Origin of the sequence: Janibacter sp. FSL W8-0316 (genome assembly GCF_038004165.1) — a bacterium.
GTDB lineage: Bacteria > Actinomycetota > Actinomycetes > Actinomycetales > Dermatophilaceae > Janibacter > Janibacter indicus.
This window is the reverse complement of the sequence record NZ_JBBOQX010000001.1, coordinates 3,267,685-3,286,176: the sequence shown is the minus strand read 5'-3', so window position 1 is coordinate 3,286,176 and position 18,492 is coordinate 3,267,685. Positions and strand designations below refer to the sequence as shown.

The window sequence follows — 18,492 nt, the reverse complement described above, 5'->3', positions numbered from 1 at the left end:
CGGGCCGCGACGAACCTGGTCGCCGCCCGCGGGGACTGCACGTCAGGAGCGAAGGGAGGGCACCGGCACCTCGGCCGACGGGTCGCCCGTCATCGCCCGCGCCCAGGCGACGAGCCCGGCGACGTCGATCCCGTGGGGCGCGATCGCCACGTAGCGCTCGATGGCATCGGCCCCGCGCGAGGCGACGCTCGCCGCGCCGCGGGTGTTGCCGCGTCGCTGGTGGGTCAGCCCGACGGCAAGCTGGGCCAGCCCCTGCCACAGGGCCCGCTCAGGGTCGGGGGCGGACTTCCACTGCTCCTCGAGGACCTCGTGGGCGTGGAACGGCATCTCGTGGTCGAGGTACTCCTGCGCCTCGGCCAGCGCCTCGTCAGGGGTGCGATCGCGCGCCTCGACGCGCTCGACGCCGGGGCTGCCGTGCGGCAGCGGCCGACCCAGACCGTCACGCGGCCGGGCATTTTCGGCGCGGCCGTGCGCGTCCCGGTCACGGTCGGCACCGGACGACGTCACCACGACCTCAGAAGAGCGAGACCCGCTGCTGCGGGTCGAGCCACATCTCGTCGCCCTCGGCGGTGCCGAAGGCCTCGTGGAAGGCGTCGATGTTGCGCACGGCGTTGGCGCGGACGTCCTGCGGGCTGTGCGGGTCGATCGAGAGCAGCCGCACGGCCTCCTCGGGCCGGGCGTCACCGCACCAGACCCGGGCCCAGTTGCTGAAGAAGCGCTGGTCGCCGGTCAGCCCGTCGTCGCCGACCTGCTCGGCCGCGTCGCCGACGGCGATCCGGTAGGCGGCGTGGCCGATGGCCAGACCGCCGATGTCGCCGATGTTCTCGCCGACGGTCAGCGCGCCGTTGACCGTGTGGCCGGGTGCGTGGCGCGTCGAGTAGCGGTCGAACTGCGCGATGAGCGCGTCGCGACGCTCCTCGAAGGCCGCTCGGTCGGCCTCGGTCCACCAGTCGCGGAGGTTGCCCTGCCCGTCGAAGGTCGAGCCGGCGTCGTCGAACCCGTGCCCGATCTCGTGGCCGATGACCGCGCCGATACCGCCGTAGTTGTCGGCGTCGTCGCCGTCGGCGTCGAAGAAGGGCGGTTGCAGGATGGCCGCCGGGAAGACGATCTCGTTGAGCCCGGGGTTGTAGTAGGCGTTGACCGTCTGCGGGGTGAGGAACCACTCGTCGCGGTCGACCGGGCCGCCGAGCTTGCCCAGCGCGCGGTCCACCTCGAAGGCCGCGACGCGGCGGACGTTGCCGACGAGGTCGTCGGCGGCGATCTCGAGCTGCGAGTAGTCGCGCCACGACTGCGGGTGCCCGATCTTGGGGGTGAAGGCCTCGAGCTTGGCGGCGGCCTCGGTCTGCGTCGCCTCGCTCATCCACGAGGACTGCGCGAAGGAGCGGCGGAAGGCCTCGACGAGGTTGTCGACGAGCTCCCCCATCCGCTCGCGTGCCGCCGGCGGGAAGTGCCGCTCGACGTAGAGCCGGCCGACGGCCTCGCCGAGGGATGCGTCGACGAGCGAGACGCCGCGCTTCCAGCGGGCGCGCTGGTCGGGGATGCCGGAGAGCGTGCGACCGACGAAGTCGAACTCGGCGGCGACGATGTCGGCGTCGAGGTAGGCCGCGTGCGCCTGGACGATGCGCAGCCGCAGCCAGTCCTGCCAGGTCGCGAGGTCGACCGTGTCGAGGGCGGTCGAGAGCCCGCGCAGGAAGTCGGGCTGGCGCACGACGACCTCGGCGAAGGGGGTCGCCGCCCCCAGTTCGCTGGCCCAGGCGCTCCAGTCGACGGCCGGGGCGAGCTCGGTGAGCCCGGCGGCGTCGACGAGGGTGTAGGTCTTGAGCGGGTCGCGGTTGGTGACGCGGTCCCAGTGCTCCCCGGCCAGGCGGGTCTCGAGCTCGACGACGCGCCCCGCGGTTTCGGCCGCGACGTCCTCGTCGAGCTCCAGGGCCAGGACGAGCAGGCGCGCGACGTGCTCGCGGTAGGCCGCGAGGGCTGCCTCGTGCTGCTCCTCGCGGTAGTAGGACTCGTCGGGCAGCCCCAGACCACCCTGCTCGAGGTAGAGCACGTAGCGCGAGGAGTCCTTGTCGTCGGTGTTGACGAAGGGGAGGACGAAGCCGCTCACCCCGTCGCGGGCCAGCCGACCGGTCAGCCCGACGAGGTCGGGCACGCTCGTCACCGCGTCGACGGCGGCGAGCAGGTCGCGGATCGGCTCGACGCCCAGCTCGTCGGCACGGGCCTCGTCCATGAAGGAGCGGTAGAGGCCGCCCACCTTGGCGGACACCGGGTCGTCGGCCTCGCCGGACTCGACGGACGCCGCGACCTCGTCGATGAGGACGCGCACATCGCGCTCGGCGCGCTCGCGCAGCACGTCGAAGACGCCGTAGCGGCCCCGGTCGGCCGGGATCTCCACCGACCGCAGCCAGTGGTTGTTGACGTGGCCGAAGAGGTCGTCCTGAGGACGGACCTCCTCGTCGACGGGCCCGCGGATGCTCAGCTGGTCGAGGTCGCCGCTCATGAGGCCTTGCGCTTACCGGGGCTCGCGCTCGAGATCAGGCCGGACGTACGGCTCGCGGCACCGTCGGCGCTCTCACGGACCTTGACCACGACGCGCTCCCCGCGGGCAGTGAGGATCTCGCGCCCCTCACGGCGGGCGGGCACTGCGACGAGCCCCATCACGGCGACGGACAGGGCGAGGCAGACCAGCAGGCCCACGATCATGGCGGTCATGGGCCCATGCTCCCCCGTGCGGGCGACCGGCTCAACTCGACCCGCCGGGAGTCCCGAAGGCTGGATCGGCGTCAGGAACCGGGCAGCACCCGCCTCAGGCCGGCTGGGCCTGCTCGTCGGCGGGGGCCACGTCACGCAGCCGCTGGCTGACGACGGTGGTGATGCCGTCGCCGCGCATCGAGACGCCGTAGAGGGCGTCGGCCACCTCCATCGTCTTCTTCTGGTGCGTGATGACGATGAGCTGGCTGGAGTCGCGCAGCTCCTCGAAGAGCATGATCAGGCGCCCGAGGTTGGTGTCGTCGAGGGCGGCCTCGACCTCGTCCATGATGTAGAAGGGCGAGGGCCGTGCCTTGAAGATCGACACGAGCAGGGCGACGGCCACGAGCGAGCGCTCGCCACCGGAGAGCAGCGACAGGCGCTTGACCTTCTTACCCGGGGGGCGGGCCTCGACCTCGATGCCCGTGGTGAGCATGTTGCCGGGGTCGGTGAGCACGAGGCGCCCCTCGCCGCCGGGGAAGAGGCGCGAGAACACCCCTTCGAACTGCTCGGCGGTGTCGGCGAAGGCCTCGGAGAAGACCTGCTCGACCCGCTCGTCGATCTCGGCGACGATGTCGAGCAGGTCCTTCTTCGACTGGCGCAGGTCCTCCAGCTGCGTGGTGAGGAAGGTGTGCCGCTCCTCGAGCGCCGCGAACTCCTCGAGCGCCAGGGGGTTGACCTTGCCCAGGGACTTCAGCCCCCGCTCCGCGGTCCGCAGGCGCTTTTCCTGCAGCTCACGCACGTAGGGCTGCGGCTCGGGGAAGTCGTCGGCCTCCGGGTCCTCGTCGGGGCCCGCGACGTGCGGCACGAGCTGGTGCGGGCCGTACTCCTCCATGAGGACGTCGGGGTCCATCCCGAGTTCCTCGATGGCCTTGGTCTGCAGCTGCTCGATCTTTGCGATCTGCTGGGCCCGGGCCACCTCGTCGCGGTGGACCTCGTCGGTGAGCTCGCGCAGCGCGTCCTGCTGCTCGGTGAGCTCGGTGCGCAGGCCGCGCAGGGCCTCGTCGCGCTCGGCGCGCGCGGCCTCGCCCGCGTCACGCTGCTGCGCCGCGACCGTCGCGGCCGCTGCCGTCCGCTCGGCCGACCACGTCGCCGCGGTCTCGACGGCGGCAGCGACCTCGGCCTCACGACGCCGACGCTCACGACGGGCGCGCAGGCGCTCGCGGGCGGCGATCTCGTTGCGGGCGGCACCCTCGAGGGACTCGGCGCGACCGTACAGGGAGCGGGCGCGCTCCTCCTTGGTGCGAAGGGAGAGACGCACCTCGGTCTCGGCGGTGCGGGCCGAGCTGGCCTCGAGCTCCAGCCGCTCGCGGTCGTCGGTCGCGTCGTCGCCGTCGTCGTCGGTGGGCTCGGACGAGGCGTCCTCGAGCCGCTGCTCGAGCTCGGCGAGCTCGGTGCGATCGGCATCGAGCGCGGTGGTGACGTCGGCGATCTTGGCGCGGGTGCGCTCGGCCTCGGCCCGGGCCGTGCGCGTGGTCGTGCCCAGACCCCCGAGCTGCTCCGCGACCGCGGCCATCCGCGCGTCGGACTCGTGGAGGGCCTCCATGGCCGCGTCGCGGGCCTCGACCCGCTCGGCGAGCGTCGCCCGGGCGGAGGTCAGCGCAAAGGTCGACTCCTCGCTGCGCCGGGTGGCGTCGAGCAGCACCTCGCGGGTCTCGTCGACGGCGGCCTGCAGCTCGAGCAGGCTCGGCGCGGCACTCGAGCCACCGCGCACGAAGCCCGGCCCGTAGACGTCGCCCTCCTCCGTCACCGCCGTGAGGTCGCCGACCTCGTCGAGCAGGGCCAGGGCGGCCGGGGTGTCGGCCACGAGGGCGACCCGCTCGAGCACCTGCTCGACGGCGGGTCGCACGCTCTCGGGTGCGGTGACGACGTCGAGCGCCCACACGGCGCCTGCCGGCAGCGAGGGCCACGCGGTCCGGTCGGAGGGGCGTGCGGTTGCCCCGACGACGAGGGTCGCGCGGCCGGCGTCGTCGGTGCGCAGCCGCTCGACGGCCCGGGCAGCGGCGTCGATGCTGCCGAGGGCGAGGGCATTGCCGGCCTGGTCGAGTGCGGCGGCGACGGCGGCCTCGTGGCCCCCGGTCACCGTGACCAGCTCGGCGACCGAGCCGAGGATCTCGTGCTCGTCCTCGGCGGCCTCGCGCAGGGCCTCGACGCCGTCCTTTCGGCGCAGGCTGAGCTCGAGCGCCTCGAGACGGGCCTGCGCGGACTGTCGGTCGCGGTCGGCGACCCGGCCGGCCTCGACGATCCGCTCGACCTCGGCCTCGGCGGCGTCATGGGCCTCGGCAGCGCGCTCGTAGACCTCGTCGAGCCCCTCCTCGCTGCCCTCCTCGTCGGCGATGGTGCCCTCGAGCCGGGTGAACTCGCGGTCGGCCTCGTCGGCTCGGGCGAGCGCGGTGGCCACGACCTCCTCGAGGCGGCCGACCTCGGCCTCGCGCGCCTCGATGCGGGAGCGTCGGGCCCCGACCTGCCCGGCGAGCCGGGCCAGGCCCTCGCGGCGGTCGGCGGCGCGCTGGGCCAGGGCGGCGATGCGCTGCTGCTCGGCCGCGTGCGCGCGCTCGGCGGCCTCGCGGGCGGCGACGGCCGCGGCGAGCTCCTCGCCGACGCGGGCGATGTCGGCGCGCAGCTCCTCCTCGTCGGCACGGGCCCGGGCGGCCTGCTCGCGCAGCGCCTCCGGGTCACGGCCGCTCGTCGTCTCGACCTCCTCGTCCTGCCCGAGCAGGCGCACGCGCTCGGCGGCGAGCGACGCGGTCGCGGTCAGCTTGTCGGTGAGCGAGGCCAGGCGCACGGCCCGCTGCTGGGCGGCGGCCAGCTCGGCGGCCGCCGAGGCACCGGCCTCCTCGTGCTCGGTGATGCGGGTGCGGGCGGCGAGCACCGCCTGCTCGAGGACCTTGCGGCGCTCGAGCATCGCCTGCTCGTCGGCCACCTCCTGCTGGAGGGCGGAGGTCATGCGCACGAGGTCATCGGCAAGGAGGCGGTGGCGGGCGTCGCGGGCGTCGGCCTGGATGACGGCGGCCTTGCGCGCGGTCTCGGCCTGACGGCCGAGGGGCCCGAGCTGGCGCCGGATCTCGGTCGTCAGGTCGGCGACGCGCGAGAGGTTGGCCTCCATCCCCTCGAGCTTGCGGATCGCCTTTTCCTTGCGCTTGCGGTGCTTGAGGACGCCGGCGGCCTCCTCGATGAAGCCACGTCGCTCCTCGGGCGTCGCGCGCAGCACGGCGTCGAGCTGCCCCTGCCCGACGATGACGTGCATCTCGCGACCGATGCCGGAGTCGGAGAGCAGCTCCTGGATGTCGAGCAGCCGGCACGAGGTGCCGTTGATCGCGTACTCCGAGCCGCCGTTGCGGAACATCGTGCGGCTGATCGTCACCTCGGTGTAGTCGATCGGCAGCGCGCCGTCGGAGTTGTCGATCGTCATCGTCACCTCGGCGCGGCCCAGGGCCGCACGACCCGTGGTGCCGGCGAAGATGACGTCCTCCATCTTGCCGCCCCGCAGGGACTTGGCCCCCTGCTCCCCCATGACCCAGGCGAGCGCGTCGACGACATTGGACTTGCCCGAGCCGTTGGGCCCGACGATGCACGTGATGCCCGGCTCGAGCCGCATGTGGGTCGCCGAGGCGAACGACTTGAAGCCCTTGAGGGTGAGGCTCTTGACGTACACGAGCGGGGCGCTCCTCGGGCAGACGGTGGTCGAGTTGGGGCGGGTGTGGGCCGGCCAGTGCGGGCCACTCTACTTTCCGGCCGCATCACACCCAGGGAAAGCGCGCACGGTGGTTGACTCGCCCAGGTGAACCTCACCATCTCCCCGGCCGACTGGGACGACCCTCGGCTCCCGGCCTTCCTCTCCGAGCACCTGCGCGAAATGGAGCCCACCGCCCCTCCGGAAAGCCGTCACGCCCTGGACCTCTCGGGGTTGCAGACCGGTGGGGTGCGCGTGTGGATCGGGCACCTCGGCAGCGCGCTCGCCGGGACGGTAGCCCTCGCGCCGCTGACGCCCGGGCACGAGGAGCTGAAGAGCATGCGCACCGCACCCGACCTGCGCGGTCACGGGGTCGCCGGTGCGCTCCTGCAGCATGCCCTCGCCGACGCGCGGGCGCGCGAGGTCACCCGGGTCTCCCTCGAGACGGGGAGCATGGACTTCTTCGCCCCGGCGCGTGCGCTGTACGGGCGGCACGGATTCGGCCCGTGCCCTCCCTTCGGTAGGTACCGGGAGGACCCCAACAGCGTCTTCATGACGCTTGAGCTGGCCGTCAGGCTGTGAGGATGAGCGGGTCGCCGTCGGTGATGGCGACCGTGTGCTCGCTGTGCGCCCCGCGGGAGCCGTCGACGCTGCGCAGGGTCCAGCCGTCGGGGTCGGTGAGGATCTCGTCGGTGCCGGCCATGAACCACGGCTCGATGGCGATGACGAGACCGGGACGCAGGGGGATGCCCCGGCCCGCGCGCCCGTCGTTGGACACGTGCGGGTCGCCGTGCATCTCCCGGCCGACCCCGTGACCGCCGAACTGGGTGTTGATCGAGTAGCCCTCGCCGCGCGCGACGGCGGCGATGGCGGCGCTGATGTCGCCCATCTTGTTGCCGCCGCGGGCCTGCGCGATGCCGGCTGCCAGGGCGCACTCGGTCGTGTCGATGATCCGCAGGTCCTGCGGGTCGGGGGTGCCGACGACGAAGGACTTCGCCGCGTCGCAGACCCAGCCGCCGACGGAGACGGCGAAGTCGACCGACAGCAGGTCGCCGTCACGCAGCCGGTAGTCGTGCGGCAGCCCGTGCAGCACGGCGTCGTTGACCGAGGTGCACAGCACCTTGCCGAAGGGGCTGGCCCCGAAGGAGGGGTGGTAGTCGATGTAGCAGGAGGTCCCGCCGGCCGCGTCGATCATGCGGTGCGCGAGGGCGTCGAGCTCGAGGAGGTTGACGCCGACGTCGGCGGCCTCGGTGAGGGCGGCGAGCACGTCGCGCACGAGCCGACCGGCCGGGCGCATCGCCTCGATCTCGGTGGGCGTCTTCAGCTCGATCATCGGGTCTCCCCCTGCTCGCCGGCGGCCTGCTCGTGGGCGATCTGCTCGTGGTGGTGGATGACCTCGGCGATGACGAAGGTGAGGAACTTCTCCGCGAAGACCGGGTCGAGACCGGCGGTGTCGGCGAGGTCGCGCAGCCGCGCGATCTGCCGCTCCTCGCGGGCCGGGTCGGCGGGCGGCAGGTCCATCCGCGCCTTGAGCACCCCGACGCTCTGGGTTGCCTTGAAGCGCTCGGCCAGCAGGTGGATCAGGGCCGCGTCGATGTTGTCGATCGACTGGCGCAGGCGCAGCAGCTCGGGGGGTGTCTCGCTCACCCGCTCAAGGTTAGGTCACCGCTGGCAGGCGCCCGACGGGCCGTCTCACTTCTCGACGAAGCCGGCGATCCCTCCCTTCGCCGGAGCGTCCTGGCGCACCACCGAGGTGACGTGGCCGGGGCGCCGCGTCGTCGACGGCTCCTCCCGCAGCAGCCGGTCGAGCCCCTCCAGGGACGAAGGGGGACCCTCCCCCACGACCTCGACCCGCCCGTCGTCGGTGTTGCGGGCGTGCCCGACGAGGCCGAGCTCGAGGGCCCGGGAGCGCGTCCACCAGCGGAAGCCGACCCCCTGGACCCGACCGCGGACGAACCACGTGGCGCGCTGCGTGCTGCTCATGCGGGCGAAACTACCCGGCCGCACGGTGCGCCTCCCCCACCCGGGCGCCGCTTGTGCCTAGCGTCGTGCCCGTGGGTCAGCAGCCTTCCGCCACCGTCGACGCCCCGTCCGCGCCCGACGCGCTCGCCCCCGCCGCCGCCACGTCGGCGCAGGGGCGGCCTCTGCGTGGCCACCTGGCGGGCCTCGACGGTCTGCGCGCCCTGGCGATCATCGCCGTCGTCGTCTTCCACCTCGACCCCGCGTGGCTACCCGGCGGCTTCCTCGGGGTCGACGTCTTCTTCGTCATCTCCGGCTTCCTCATCACGACCCTGCTCGTCCGCGAGCGCCGCTCGACCGGCGGCGTGGACCTGCGCGGCTTCTGGACCCGGCGGGCCCGCCGCCTGCTGCCCGCCCTGCTCCTCGTCGTGCCGGCCGCGGTCCTCATCGCGCGCACCGTCGAGGCCGACCTGCTCGTCGGCATCCGCCGGCAGGCGCTCGGCGCGCTGACCTTCTCGACCAACTGGCTCGAGATCGCCGGCGGCTCCAACTACTTCGCGGCGACCTCCCCGCAGCTGTTCATGAACTTCTGGAGCCTCGCGGTCGAGGAGCAGTTCTACCTCGTCTGGCCCCTCGCGATGCTCGGCCTGCTCGCGCTGCACCGGCGCTTCGCGCTCACCGAGTGGGTCCTCGCGAGCCTCGTCCTCGGCGTCGGTGTCGCCTCCGCGCTGAAGATGGCCCTGACCTACGACGCGGCCAACCCCACCCGGGCCTACTACGGCACCGACACCCACCTCTTCGGGCTGATGCTCGGCGCCGCCCTGGCCATCGTCTGGACCGGCCCGCTGCGGGCCTACACGACCTCCTCGGTGTGGTGCTCCCGCCGGCGCTGGGTCATCGGTGGCTCGGCCGTGACGATCGCCGCCCTGCTCTTCCTGGCCGGCGAGGAGCACGCCTGGACCTTCTCGCTCGGGATCCCACTCGTCTCCCTGGCCACGGCCGCACTGCTGCTCGCGGCAGTCGAGCGCCCCGGCCGCCTGCGGACCGTGCTCGAGCTGCCGCCGCTGACGTGGATCGGACAGCGGTCCTACGGCATCTACCTGTGGCACTGGCCGGTCATCCTCATCATCGCCCAGGACATCCCGACCAACGCCGGCACCGCCCCCTTCGTCTGGACCCGGGTGTGGGCCGTCGTCGTGACGCTCGCCCTCGCCGACCTGTCCTACCGCTTCGTCGAGACGCCGGTGCGCCGGCTCGGCTTCCGCGAGAGCGGGCGTCGCGTCCTCGGCGCCTTCGCCCACCTGCGCTCCGTGCGAGTGCGCCGGGTCGTCGCCGGGGCCGCCCTGGCCGCCGCGCTCGTGCTCACCGCCGTGCTCGTCACGGCCCCCGACCGCACGAGCACCCAGCGCACGATCGAGGCCAACCAGGCCAAGGCGGCCGCCCCGCGCAAGACCGAGCCGGCCCCGACCTTCTCCGGGACCAAGAGCTTCACGATGCCCGAGGGCGACGAGATCGATGTCTTCGGCGACTCGATGGTCGTCGGCTCGGTCCCCGCGCTCGAGTACTACTTCCCCGGCATCCAGATCGACGCCCGCTCCAACCGCCAGTGGTCCGCGGGGCTGTCGGCCGTCGAGTCCGCCGGCGACTCGCTGCGCCGCGCCGTGGTCCTGGCCTTCGGCACCAATGCCGGCACCGATCCCGACACCGTCGAGCAGATCCTCGAGGAGATCGGCGACGACCGCATGGTCGTCATCGTCAACCTCCACGCCGACCGGCTCTCCCGCATCGACGACGACAACGCCGCGCTCGAGCGGATCGCCGACGAGCACCCCAACGTCGCCCTCGCCGACTGGGACGCCGCGGTGAGCGCCGAGGACCTCCAGTCCGACGGCATCCACCCCTCGCTCGGCGGCGCGCACACCTACGCCGCGACGATCCGGCAGGCCTTCGCCGACCTCTCCGAGAAGCACACCGGCAAGGCCGTGCAGCTCAAGGAGCTCCCCCGCCCCTGACGTCGCATTCCCTTGAGGTCATGACGAAGGGGGTCAGCCCCGGGCCGCCCGCGGCCGCACCTGGCAGCGGGGGCAGCTGGTCGAGCTGCGGTTCATGAACTGCTCGCGACGCATCGTCGTGCCACACCGCGGACAGGGGCGGCCCTCCTGGCCGTAGGCCGACGGCGACCGGTCGAAGTAGCCCTCTACCCCCTGTGACATTGAATACCTATGGTGCTGCGCTACTTCGATGCACGGCGAGCGTTGACCAGACCGCTTGTCGGAAGCACTGGATACGATCTAGAGGCAGTGGCCCGCCCCACATCGAGCAATCCCTCGGAGCGGAAGATGGAGACAGAGTGACGGACATCGAACTGCGATCGCTTGCCCCGGAGTACAACGAGGATCACCACCAGACCTACGTGTCCCGGTTGAACGCAGCCGTCTCTGATCCGCGGAACAAGAACATCGCGCTCACCGGTCGTTACGGGGCCGGCAAGTCGAGCATCCTCGACGAGTTCATTCAGGGCCAGGAGACCCCTGAGAGCGAGGATCCCGGGAACGAGAGCTCTGAGGAGGTGGCGAAGACGACCAAGAAGAAGCGCAAGAAGGCTTCTTCCAAGAAGGTCCTACGCATCAGCATCAACACGCTCGGGCCCGACAAGGGCGAAGACCTGACGAACCGGATTCAGAAGGAGCTCGTCAAGCAATTGGTGTACCGGGCGAAGCCCGGCGAGGTCCGTAGTTCGGAGTTCGCGAGGACGCCGCGGTTGAGATGGTGGCGAGCCGGTCTCGACGCGCTCGCCGTTGCGGTGGTTCTCGTCGGCCTACTTTGGCTGTTCGGATTGCGTCCTATCAAGGATTCCCTCGGGACTGACAACTATTGGCTACCGATGGCTACGTTGTTCTTTCTCGTACTGGGGATGCTGTGGGCCGCACGTTGGTACATCGGCAATCGCGTAGTGGCTCAAGTGTCGGCCGGAGGAGCCTCGATCGCGTTGGAGGGTAAGAGCGACTCGTTCTTCGACAAATACCTCGACGAGCTGATCACGTTCTTTGAAGCCACTGAGCCAGACATCGTCGTATTCGAGGACCTTGATCGGTTCGATGACCCGCGGATCTTCGACTCGCTGCGCGAACTGAACACTCTGGTCAACAGCTCCGCCCACTGGAAGGGCCGCCCGGACCGGCCGCTCAGGTTCGTCTACGCGATCAAGGACAGCTTGTTCGAGAAGCTCGGTGACGAGCAGCAGGAGAAGGACGAGGCGGAGAACCGGCAGAACGAGGATTCAACTACGGACACCTCCAAATCGGCGGCGGACAAGAAAAAGGACACCGCGGCCGAAGCGGTAGAGCGCGCTAATCGGACAAAGTTCTTCGAGATAGTTGTTCCGGTGGTGCCTTTCCTTTCCCACAGCAACGCACGTGACCACTTTCTAAATGAACTCGGAAAGCTGAAGCTCCCCAAGGGCACGAATGTAGAACATGGTCTCATCGACATCGTGGCGCGTCACACGACCGACATGCGTTTGATGATCAACATCGGCAATGAGTTCGTAGTCTACGCAGAACGTTTGCTGTGGGTCGAAGTAGACAAGCTCGCTCCTGGGCTAACGGCCGATCGACTATTCGCACTCGTCGTCTACAAAAACTTCCACCTCGCGGATTTTGAAGCACTTCCCCATCGAGGCAGCGCCCTCGACACGTTGGATAAGTCACGCCGCGATCTGGTGGACGAGTCGATCAGGATCCTGCGGAATGAGCGAGCCGACCTGGTGCGCGGAGTGACGAAGCTACAGAAACAACGGGACCTTTCGGTCCATCTCAGCCAGCGGCTTGAGGCGTTGCAGAGAGTCTCGCGCATGACGCTCAAATCAGCAAAGGTCGGCAACAACGAGCTCGATGTAGCGGCGACCAGCGAGCCAACATTCTGGCAACCAATTGGGCGATCCGGGTCGGTGGACATGTCTTTCCAGCACCATTCGGGGCATAACGAGGTCGTCCGGCTTGATCGAAACAACCTTGCCTTGCTATTCCCAGAAGCCTCGGATTCAGCTAGCTGGCTGGAATTGCCGCCATCCGACGTGAGCCGGTTAGGTGAGATCGACGTAGAGATCGCGACGCTGCGTGGTGCGGACTTCAAGAGCCTCGTGGACGATGAGCGCTACGAATACAAGGATCAAACGTTCAGAGCGATCGCCGAACAAACTCTCCCGTCAAAGCTCGCTATCGACCTGGTCAAGCAAGGGTACATCGATCGGTTTTACGCCGAGTATGCGACTGTCTTCTACGGTGAGTTCTTAGGCGTGGACGTTGCGAAGTTCTTCCGGAACAGCGTGTGGCCCAATGAGATAGACACTCAGTTCGAATTCACGACTCCCGGGGCGGTCGGGAACGTCCTGGCGCAGGCACCCGCCGATTTCCTTGGCACGCGGAGTGCTCTCAACATCGACATCGTAAATCACCTCATGACCATCGATGCCTCGACATCGATCCATCTCATCGACTTCCTGGCGCGACCGCACAACGCGGATGGCCATCAGTTCCTCTCGACCTATCTCAATATGCCGACAAGTCATAGTGGAGATCTGGTCTCGCGGCTGGCTGCCAAGCCATGGTCAGGACTGTTCAGCTTCATTGCCTCCGAAGGCACGATCGACGGCGACGAGACGAACGTGAGTCTGCTCAACGCTGCCTTGCGGAGCGCACCGAGTTTCGAGACCTTCGAGCTCGATGACAACGCACGAGCACTCATCGCACGTCTGCACGCGAAGATCCCTGCGTTCTGCGAGACTCAGCGTGGTGTGCCTATGAAGACTCTTTTCGCCTTCCTGACGGCTGCGCTGCCCAGCGTCCCTAACCTTCGCGCGCTCTCGCCGGAGCTCCAGAATCTGGTGGTCGACGCGAAGCGATACACGCTTGACGCCAGCAACCTTCGGGCCGCGGCGACGTTGCCAGACGAAGCACCGATCTCTGCGGACAACCTTATGGCCAAGACAGTGGTCTGGCAGCACTGCGCCGAGAACGTCGAAGGCTACCTGTCGCTGGTCGAGAGTGATGAGCAAACAACCAGTAGCTGCGCGTCCCCCGAGGTCCTCGCTCAGGTCGTCAACGCGCAGCTCGAAGAGTGGTCGGCCGATCAGATGGACGCATTCTTGGATGCCAGCGCCGAAAGCGCGGCGCTGCCTGACATCACCGTGGTGGAGCAGACTGCGTGGGCGACGGTGGTTGAGCGGCTGTGCGTCGTACCGAACTTCACGAATCTTGAGGCATACGTGACCAAGATCGGCGTGGACGATGCGCTCGCAGCGTTGCTCACGGACGATGATGGGGCGGTCGTCGATATCATCAACGTGGAGGACGCGACCGAAGACCAGATTGAGCCCTTGGTCGCCTTGCTGCTGAACGCGCAAACTGTGCTCCAACCGCGACAGCGTGTGCAACTGGCCAAGCAGATGCTGGAAGCGCCGAACGGCCCCAGCTTTGATCTCAGCGAGGTCGAGTCGAGTCCTGATGAGCTACTAGCAGAGCTGCTGCGGGCACACGTCATCGAGGACACCGAAGTGACTTTCGCTCACTTCTCGGGTGCTGGTTGGGCGTCCATTGGCCCCGCCCTGCGAGTGTCCACCAATGCCAAATCGTTTATCACCCCGGCGTTAGTCCAAAGTCACGCCGAGGAGGTCGTGCGCGGAAACACCTTCCCGGAAGCAACGAGGCGTGCGCTTCTTGAGCGGCTGGTCGAGTTCGCTCCCACCGAGGATCAGTCATTCCTAGTCGCGGCAGCGTCGGCAGCACGGACCTTGCGTGTCTTGTTGCCCACGGACGCACTCCTACTCATCGCCCCAGCTGTCCGTGACCATGAAGATGTCGTGTGGCAACTAAAGGAGCAATCTGATTCGATCAGGGCAGGTACGGCAATGCAGATCCTAGGCAGTATGTCCGGCGACTTCATTGGATTCGCAGGGACTGCGAGCCAGAAGTTCGAGGTTAGCGACACGCCGTCGCTGGAGGCCGTTCTGAATTACTTGAAGCGTTCGGACATGATCGTCCCACAACCTGGCAGGCAGCCCAGAGGGCGGTGGAAGCTGCGAATCGCATAGGCATCTCTCTCCGACTTTGACGGCTCTTCACCGATGAGTGTGGGGTCGTAGGTTGAGGCCGCCGCCGATGAGGAGCATGCGGAGGCGGTAGTTGTCGCGGTTGCGAAAGCCGCGGGCTACGCGGCGGTGGAGCTCAATGAGGCCGTTGATGGCTTCGGTGCCGCCGTTGTTGGCGCCGTTGGTGTCGAAGTAGCCGAGGAACTCGCGGCGCCAGGTGTTCAGGGTCTTGCCCAGGCGGGCGACCTCGGGGATCGGGCATGAGGCGAAGGTGTGGAGGATCTTCTCGGCGACCGCTCGCCCGGCAGCATGAGTGGCCTGGTGGTAGGCGGAGCGGACCTGCTGGGCGCACACCCAGGCGACCTCGACCTCGAGGTGGCGTTCGTCGGCAGCCCACGCCGCCTCGAGCCGGGCGCGTTGTCGCTCGGTGAGGTTCTCGGCGCCGGCGCGCAGGATGTTGCGGATCCGGTACAGCGGGTCGTTCTTGCGGCCTCGGTGGCCGTGGATCTGCTGCTGGACACGTCGGCGGACGTCGTCGACGACGGCGGTGGCGAGCTTGACGACGTGGAAGGCGTCCAGGACCGAGCGGGCGTCCTCGAGCTGGTCGTCGATCGCGTTCTTGTACCCGTGGAACGGGTCCAGCGTGGCCACCTCGACCCGGGCTCGGAAGGCCTGGCCGCGCTGGTCGAGCCAGTCCTTGTACACGGCGCCGGAGCGACCCGGGACGAGGTCGAGCAGCCGGGCCCTGGTGCGCCCGCCCGCATCACGGGTCAGGTCGACCATCCCGGTCAGCTCCTTCGGGCCGCGTCCGCCGTCCTCGATCGGCTTGGTCGAGACGTGATGCCACACATGTTCATCGACCCCGAGGATCGCGACCCCCTCGAAGCGCGACACGTCGTCGGCTGCGGCCTGCAGCAGCGGCCGGATCGACTCCCACACGGTCCGCCACCCTGTCCCGAGCTGGCGCCGTACCCCGTTGACGCTGGCGTGCTCGCGGCGGATCTGCTCGATCGCCCACCGGCACGCCCGGGCCGTCAACAACCCGCGAGGCGTCGCGACAGCGTCGTCCTGCTCCACGAACGAGCCGACCCCGCACGCGGGCTCCAGGCACAGCCAGCGGCGCTTGCGCCAGATGATCCGCACCGGCCGGCCAAACGCCGGCGCGTCGACCAGGCGCACCTCCACCCGTCCGTGGCCGCGGGCGATGACCCCGCAGGAGCGGCATCCCATCGGCTCCGGAGCCGACTCCACCGTCACGACTAACCGGTCGTCACCGTGCTGCTCGACAGCGATCACATGCAGCCCGGGTAGTCCGACGAGCACGTCGCAACGGTCGCAGTAGCCGCCGCGCACACGGCAGCACAACGTAGGCTCGGGCATCGTCGAGGTCCTTGCGATCAGGAGAGGTAAGAGTCCTCTGATCTTCGAGGGCCTCGACCCTTTCCACCCTTACCCCACGCACCGGCGCGTCGCGCTCACCCCACACTCATCGGTGAAGAGCCACTTTGACCGGCACTCAGAGCGAGAGTTGTCGCGGGCCATTGTCCGCGTGGCAAAGAGGGTCAGCCCCGGGCCGCCCGCGGCCGCACCTGGCAGCGGGGGCAGCTGGTCGAGCTGCGGTTCATGAACTGCTCGCGACGCATCGTCGTGCCACACCGTGGACAGGGGCGGCCCTCCTGGCCGTAGGCGGCGAGCGACCGGTCGAAGTAGCCCGAGGCGCCGTTGACGTTGACGTAGAGCGCATCGAAGCTCGTGCCGCCCTGGTCGAGTGCCTGCGCCATGACGTCGCGGGCATGGTCGAGCAGCCGGGCGATGGCCGGCTTGGTCAGCGAGGAGGCCAGCCGCTCCCCGTGGACCCCCGCCCGCCACAGGGCCTCGTCGGCGTAGATGTTGCCGATGCCCGACACGACCGTCTGGTTGAGCAGGACCCGCTTGATGCCGCTGCGTCGACGCTTGATGTCGCGCACGACGGCGTCGCGGTCGTAGCCCGGGTCGAAGGGGTCGAGCGCGATGTGGGCGACGGTGCTCGGCACGCCGTCGACGAGGTCGGCCAGGGCGAAGCCGCCGAAGGTGCGCTGGTCGACGAAGCGCAGCTCGTGCCCGCCGTCGGTGAAGACCAGACGCCCGTGCGTGTGCTTGGCCAGTGGGTCGGCAGGATCGGTGACGAGCATCTGCCCGCTCATGCCGAGGTGGACGATCAGCCCCTCGTCGGGGACGGCGTCGGGCGCATCGGCGAGGGCGAGCCACAGGTACTTGCCCCGGCGGTGGGCGCCGGTGACCGCTCGCCCGGCGAGGCGGTCCTCGAGGTCGCGAGGACCGGGCACGTGACGTCGCGCGACCCGCTCCCCCGTGAGGACGACGTGCTCGAGGGTGCGGCCACTCACGTGGTCGGCCAGGCCGCGACGGACGACCTCGACCTCGGGCAGCTCCGGCACGTCAGGCCGGCTGGTCGGCCGTGAGCGCCGCGTAGGCGTCGGCGGCTGCCTTCTGCTCGGCGACCTTCTTGGTGCGGCCGGCACCACGCCCGCGCACCTGCTCACCGACGAGGACCTCGGCGGTGAAGGTCTTGTCGTGGTCGGGACCCTCGTCGCTGGTGCGGTACTGGACCGCGCCGAGGTCCTGCGTCGCCGCGACCTCCTGCAGCGAGGTCTTCCAGTCGAGTCCCGCGCCGAGGGTCGCGGAGTGCTTCATCAGCGGGTCCAGGAGGGAGTGGACCAGCCGGCTCGCGGCATCGAGACCGCCGGGTTTGGCCGTGGAGAGGTAGACCGCGCCGATGACCGCCTCGACGGTGTCCGCGAGGATCGAGTCCTTGTCGCGACCGCCGGTGCTCTCCTCGCCCTTGCCGAGCATGACGAAGTCGCCCAGGCCGATGGTGCGCCCGACGTCGGCGAGGGCACGCATGTTGACCACCGCCGCCCGCAGCTTGGCCAGCTCACCCTCGCTGAGGTCGGGGTGAGCGCCGTGCAGGTGGTCGGTGACGACGAGGCCGAGCACCGAGTCGCCGAGGAACTCCAGGCGCTCGTTGTGCGGCAGCCCGCCGTTCTCGTAGGAGAACGACCGGTGGGTGAGGGCACGCGTGAGCAGCGGCTCGTCGACGGGCTCCCCGGTCACCTCGGTGAGGTATCGGGAGAGCTCCTCGACGGGCCGCTGCTCCGGTGAGGTCCTGTCGCTCATTGCGACAGGTGGCTCAGGCCTGGTGCTCGGTGCGGTCCGCGGTCGCGTAGTAGCGACCCTTGTAGGTACCGCAGCTCGGGCAGGCCTGGTGGGCCGGCGCGGGCGACTTGCACTGCGGGCAGGTCGACAGCGCGGTGGGCGTCGCCTTCCAGTTCGCCCGACGGCTACGGGTGTTGGAGCGCGACATCTTCCGCTTCGGGACGGCCACGTCAGTTCCTCTTCTCTTCGTTGTCCTCATCCCCCGACGGGGTGGCCAGAGGCGCAAGCGCCTCGAGTGCCGCCCACCGGGGGTCGATCAGCTCGTGGTGGTGCTCCGGGTCGTCCTCGAGCCTGGCTCCGCACTCGGAGCACAGTCCCGGACAGTCGTCCCGGCACACCGGTTGGAACGGCAGGTTCGGCAGAACCGCGTCCCGCAGCACCGGCTCGAGATCGATCATGTCGTCCTCGATCCAGTGCTCTTCCTCCTCGTCGGCCTCCGCGTCCACCTCGCGGTGGTGCTTCGCCCGATCGGGCCAGACGAACAGCTCCTGGAACGAGCTGTCGACCGGCAGGTCGATCTCGTCCAGGCACCGCACGCAGGCACCCGTCGCCATGGCAGAGACCGTCCCGCTCACCAGCACGCCCTCGTGCACGGACTCCATCCGCGCCTGCAGGTCCATGGGCTGGCCCTGCGGGACGGACAGCACATCCGTGCCGAAGTCGGCGGGTGCGTCGGCCTGGAGCGACACTTCGTGCATCGACCCGGGTCGGCGGCCCACATCCTTGGCATCGAGCACCAGGGGCGAGGCGGGGGCGTTGCGGTTCATGGCTCCAGTCTCCGACAGAACGGTCCACGACACGACGACGTAGACCG

The 18,492-nt window shown here is 69.5% G+C and carries 15 protein-coding genes and 1 pseudogene; 3 read left to right on the top strand and 13 right to left on the bottom strand.

Annotated features, from left to right (window positions below; translation table 11 throughout):
• Nucleotides 1–42 precede the first annotated feature (42 nt).
• The 4 genes from NYE39_RS16070 to smc form a co-directional block, all read right to left on the bottom strand.
• On the bottom strand, nucleotides 43–510 hold the full coding sequence (locus NYE39_RS16070) for a DUF309 domain-containing protein (protein ID WP_084449461.1): 468 nt from the start codon (nucleotides 508–510) through the stop codon (nucleotides 43–45).
• A gap of 4 nt (nucleotides 511–514) precedes the next feature.
• Nucleotides 515–2,497 carry a M13 family metallopeptidase gene (locus tag NYE39_RS16065; protein ID WP_192911705.1) on the bottom strand — a complete coding sequence of 661 codons (1,983 nt, stop codon included), beginning with the start codon at nucleotides 2,495–2,497 and terminating at the stop codon, nucleotides 515–517.
• Nucleotides 2,494–2,709 (bottom strand): hypothetical protein, encoded by a 216-nt coding sequence (locus tag NYE39_RS16060; RefSeq protein ID WP_072624116.1) that lies wholly within the window; start codon nucleotides 2,707–2,709, stop codon nucleotides 2,494–2,496. The genes NYE39_RS16065 and NYE39_RS16060 overlap by 4 nt, the downstream gene beginning before the upstream one ends.
• 94 nt (nucleotides 2,710–2,803) lie before the next feature.
• Nucleotides 2,804–6,400 (bottom strand): chromosome segregation protein SMC, encoded by a 3,597-nt coding sequence (gene smc, locus NYE39_RS16055; RefSeq protein ID WP_192911704.1) that lies wholly within the window; start codon nucleotides 6,398–6,400, stop codon nucleotides 2,804–2,806.
• 126 nt (nucleotides 6,401–6,526) lie between these two features.
• On the opposite strand from smc, the gene NYE39_RS16050 reads away from it, so the two are divergent.
• Nucleotides 6,527–7,000 (top strand): GNAT family N-acetyltransferase, encoded by a 474-nt coding sequence (locus NYE39_RS16050; RefSeq protein WP_143445378.1) that lies wholly within the window; start codon nucleotides 6,527–6,529, stop codon nucleotides 6,998–7,000.
• On the opposite strand, the gene map is transcribed toward NYE39_RS16050, so the two are convergent.
• The 3 genes from map to NYE39_RS16035 are packed head-to-tail and all read right to left on the bottom strand — an operon-like array spanning nucleotide 6,990 to nucleotide 8,401.
• Nucleotides 6,990–7,751: a type I methionyl aminopeptidase gene (gene map, locus NYE39_RS16045; RefSeq protein ID WP_192911703.1), complete on the bottom strand. Its 762-nt coding sequence runs from the start codon at nucleotides 7,749–7,751 to the stop codon at nucleotides 6,990–6,992. The two genes, NYE39_RS16050 and map, sit on opposite strands and share 11 nt — an antisense overlap.
• The gene (locus NYE39_RS16040) at nucleotides 7,748–8,065 is read right to left on the bottom strand and encodes a chorismate mutase (RefSeq protein WP_072624112.1); all 318 of its coding nucleotides are present in this window, start codon (nucleotides 8,063–8,065) and stop codon (nucleotides 7,748–7,750) included. The genes map and NYE39_RS16040 overlap by 4 nt, the downstream gene beginning before the upstream one ends.
• Before the next feature lie 45 nt (nucleotides 8,066–8,110).
• Nucleotides 8,111–8,401: an acylphosphatase gene (locus NYE39_RS16035; protein WP_072624111.1), complete on the bottom strand. Its 291-nt coding sequence runs from the start codon at nucleotides 8,399–8,401 to the stop codon at nucleotides 8,111–8,113.
• 71 nt (nucleotides 8,402–8,472) lie between these two features.
• Between NYE39_RS16035 and NYE39_RS16030 the strand changes: the two genes are divergently transcribed.
• Nucleotides 8,473–10,389: an acyltransferase family protein gene (locus tag NYE39_RS16030; RefSeq protein WP_192911702.1), complete on the top strand. Its 1,917-nt coding sequence runs from the start codon at nucleotides 8,473–8,475 to the stop codon at nucleotides 10,387–10,389.
• 33 nt (nucleotides 10,390–10,422) lie between these two features.
• Here the strand turns inward: NYE39_RS16030 and NYE39_RS16025 are convergent.
• A pseudogene (locus NYE39_RS16025) lies at nucleotides 10,423–10,581 on the bottom strand (zinc finger domain-containing protein); the annotation flags it as partial.
• Between the two features lie 146 nt (nucleotides 10,582–10,727).
• On the opposite strand from NYE39_RS16025, the gene NYE39_RS16020 reads away from it, so the two are divergent.
• On the top strand, nucleotides 10,728–14,468 hold the full coding sequence (locus NYE39_RS16020; protein ID WP_341013279.1) for a YobI family P-loop NTPase: 3,741 nt from the start codon (nucleotides 10,728–10,730) through the stop codon (nucleotides 14,466–14,468).
• 27 nt (nucleotides 14,469–14,495) lie between these two features.
• Here NYE39_RS16020 and NYE39_RS16015 read toward each other — a convergent pair whose 3' ends face one another.
• The 5 genes from NYE39_RS16015 to NYE39_RS15995 form a co-directional block, all read right to left on the bottom strand.
• Nucleotides 14,496–15,845: an ISL3 family transposase gene (locus NYE39_RS16015; RefSeq protein WP_226282965.1), complete on the bottom strand. Its 1,350-nt coding sequence runs from the start codon at nucleotides 15,843–15,845 to the stop codon at nucleotides 14,496–14,498.
• Between the two features lie 182 nt (nucleotides 15,846–16,027).
• Nucleotides 16,028–16,900, bottom strand: coding sequence for a bifunctional DNA-formamidopyrimidine glycosylase/DNA-(apurinic or apyrimidinic site) lyase (gene mutM, locus NYE39_RS16010; RefSeq protein WP_192911700.1), 873 nt, complete (start codon nucleotides 16,898–16,900; stop codon nucleotides 16,028–16,030).
• A gap of 1 nt (nucleotide 16,901) precedes the next feature.
• Nucleotides 16,902–17,639 carry a ribonuclease III gene (rnc, locus tag NYE39_RS16005; protein WP_192911699.1) on the bottom strand — a complete coding sequence of 246 codons (738 nt, stop codon included), beginning with the start codon at nucleotides 17,637–17,639 and terminating at the stop codon, nucleotides 16,902–16,904.
• Nucleotides 17,640–17,652: 13 nt separating this feature from the next.
• Nucleotides 17,653–17,847: a 50S ribosomal protein L32 gene (rpmF, locus tag NYE39_RS16000; RefSeq protein WP_007927847.1), complete on the bottom strand. Its 195-nt coding sequence runs from the start codon at nucleotides 17,845–17,847 to the stop codon at nucleotides 17,653–17,655.
• Between the two features lies 1 nt (nucleotide 17,848).
• Nucleotides 17,849–18,445 carry a YceD family protein gene (locus NYE39_RS15995; protein WP_192911698.1) on the bottom strand — a complete coding sequence of 199 codons (597 nt, stop codon included), beginning with the start codon at nucleotides 18,443–18,445 and terminating at the stop codon, nucleotides 17,849–17,851.
• Nucleotides 18,446–18,492 lie beyond the last annotated feature (47 nt).

What these genes read in the sequence shown, in the direction of transcription:
- NYE39_RS15995 (WP_192911698.1), bottom strand. Translation starts at nt 18,445, where the DNA reads ATGAACCGCAACGCCCCCGCCTCGCCCCTGGTGCTCGATGCCAAGGAT.
- NYE39_RS16060 (WP_072624116.1), bottom strand. Translation starts at nt 2,709, where the DNA reads ATGACCGCCATGATCGTGGGCCTGCTGGTCTGCCTCGCCCTGTCCGTC.
- map (WP_192911703.1), bottom strand. Translation starts at nt 7,751, where the DNA reads ATGATCGAGCTGAAGACGCCCACCGAGATCGAGGCGATGCGCCCGGCC.
- NYE39_RS16065 (WP_192911705.1), bottom strand. Translation starts at nt 2,497, where the DNA reads ATGAGCGGCGACCTCGACCAGCTGAGCATCCGCGGGCCCGTCGACGAG.
- rnc (WP_192911699.1), bottom strand. Translation starts at nt 17,639, where the DNA reads ATGAGCGACAGGACCTCACCGGAGCAGCGGCCCGTCGAGGAGCTCTCC.
- NYE39_RS16015 (WP_226282965.1), bottom strand. Translation starts at nt 15,845, where the DNA reads ATGCCCGAGCCTACGTTGTGCTGCCGTGTGCGCGGCGGCTACTGCGAC.
- NYE39_RS16035 (WP_072624111.1), bottom strand. Translation starts at nt 8,401, where the DNA reads ATGAGCAGCACGCAGCGCGCCACGTGGTTCGTCCGCGGTCGGGTCCAG.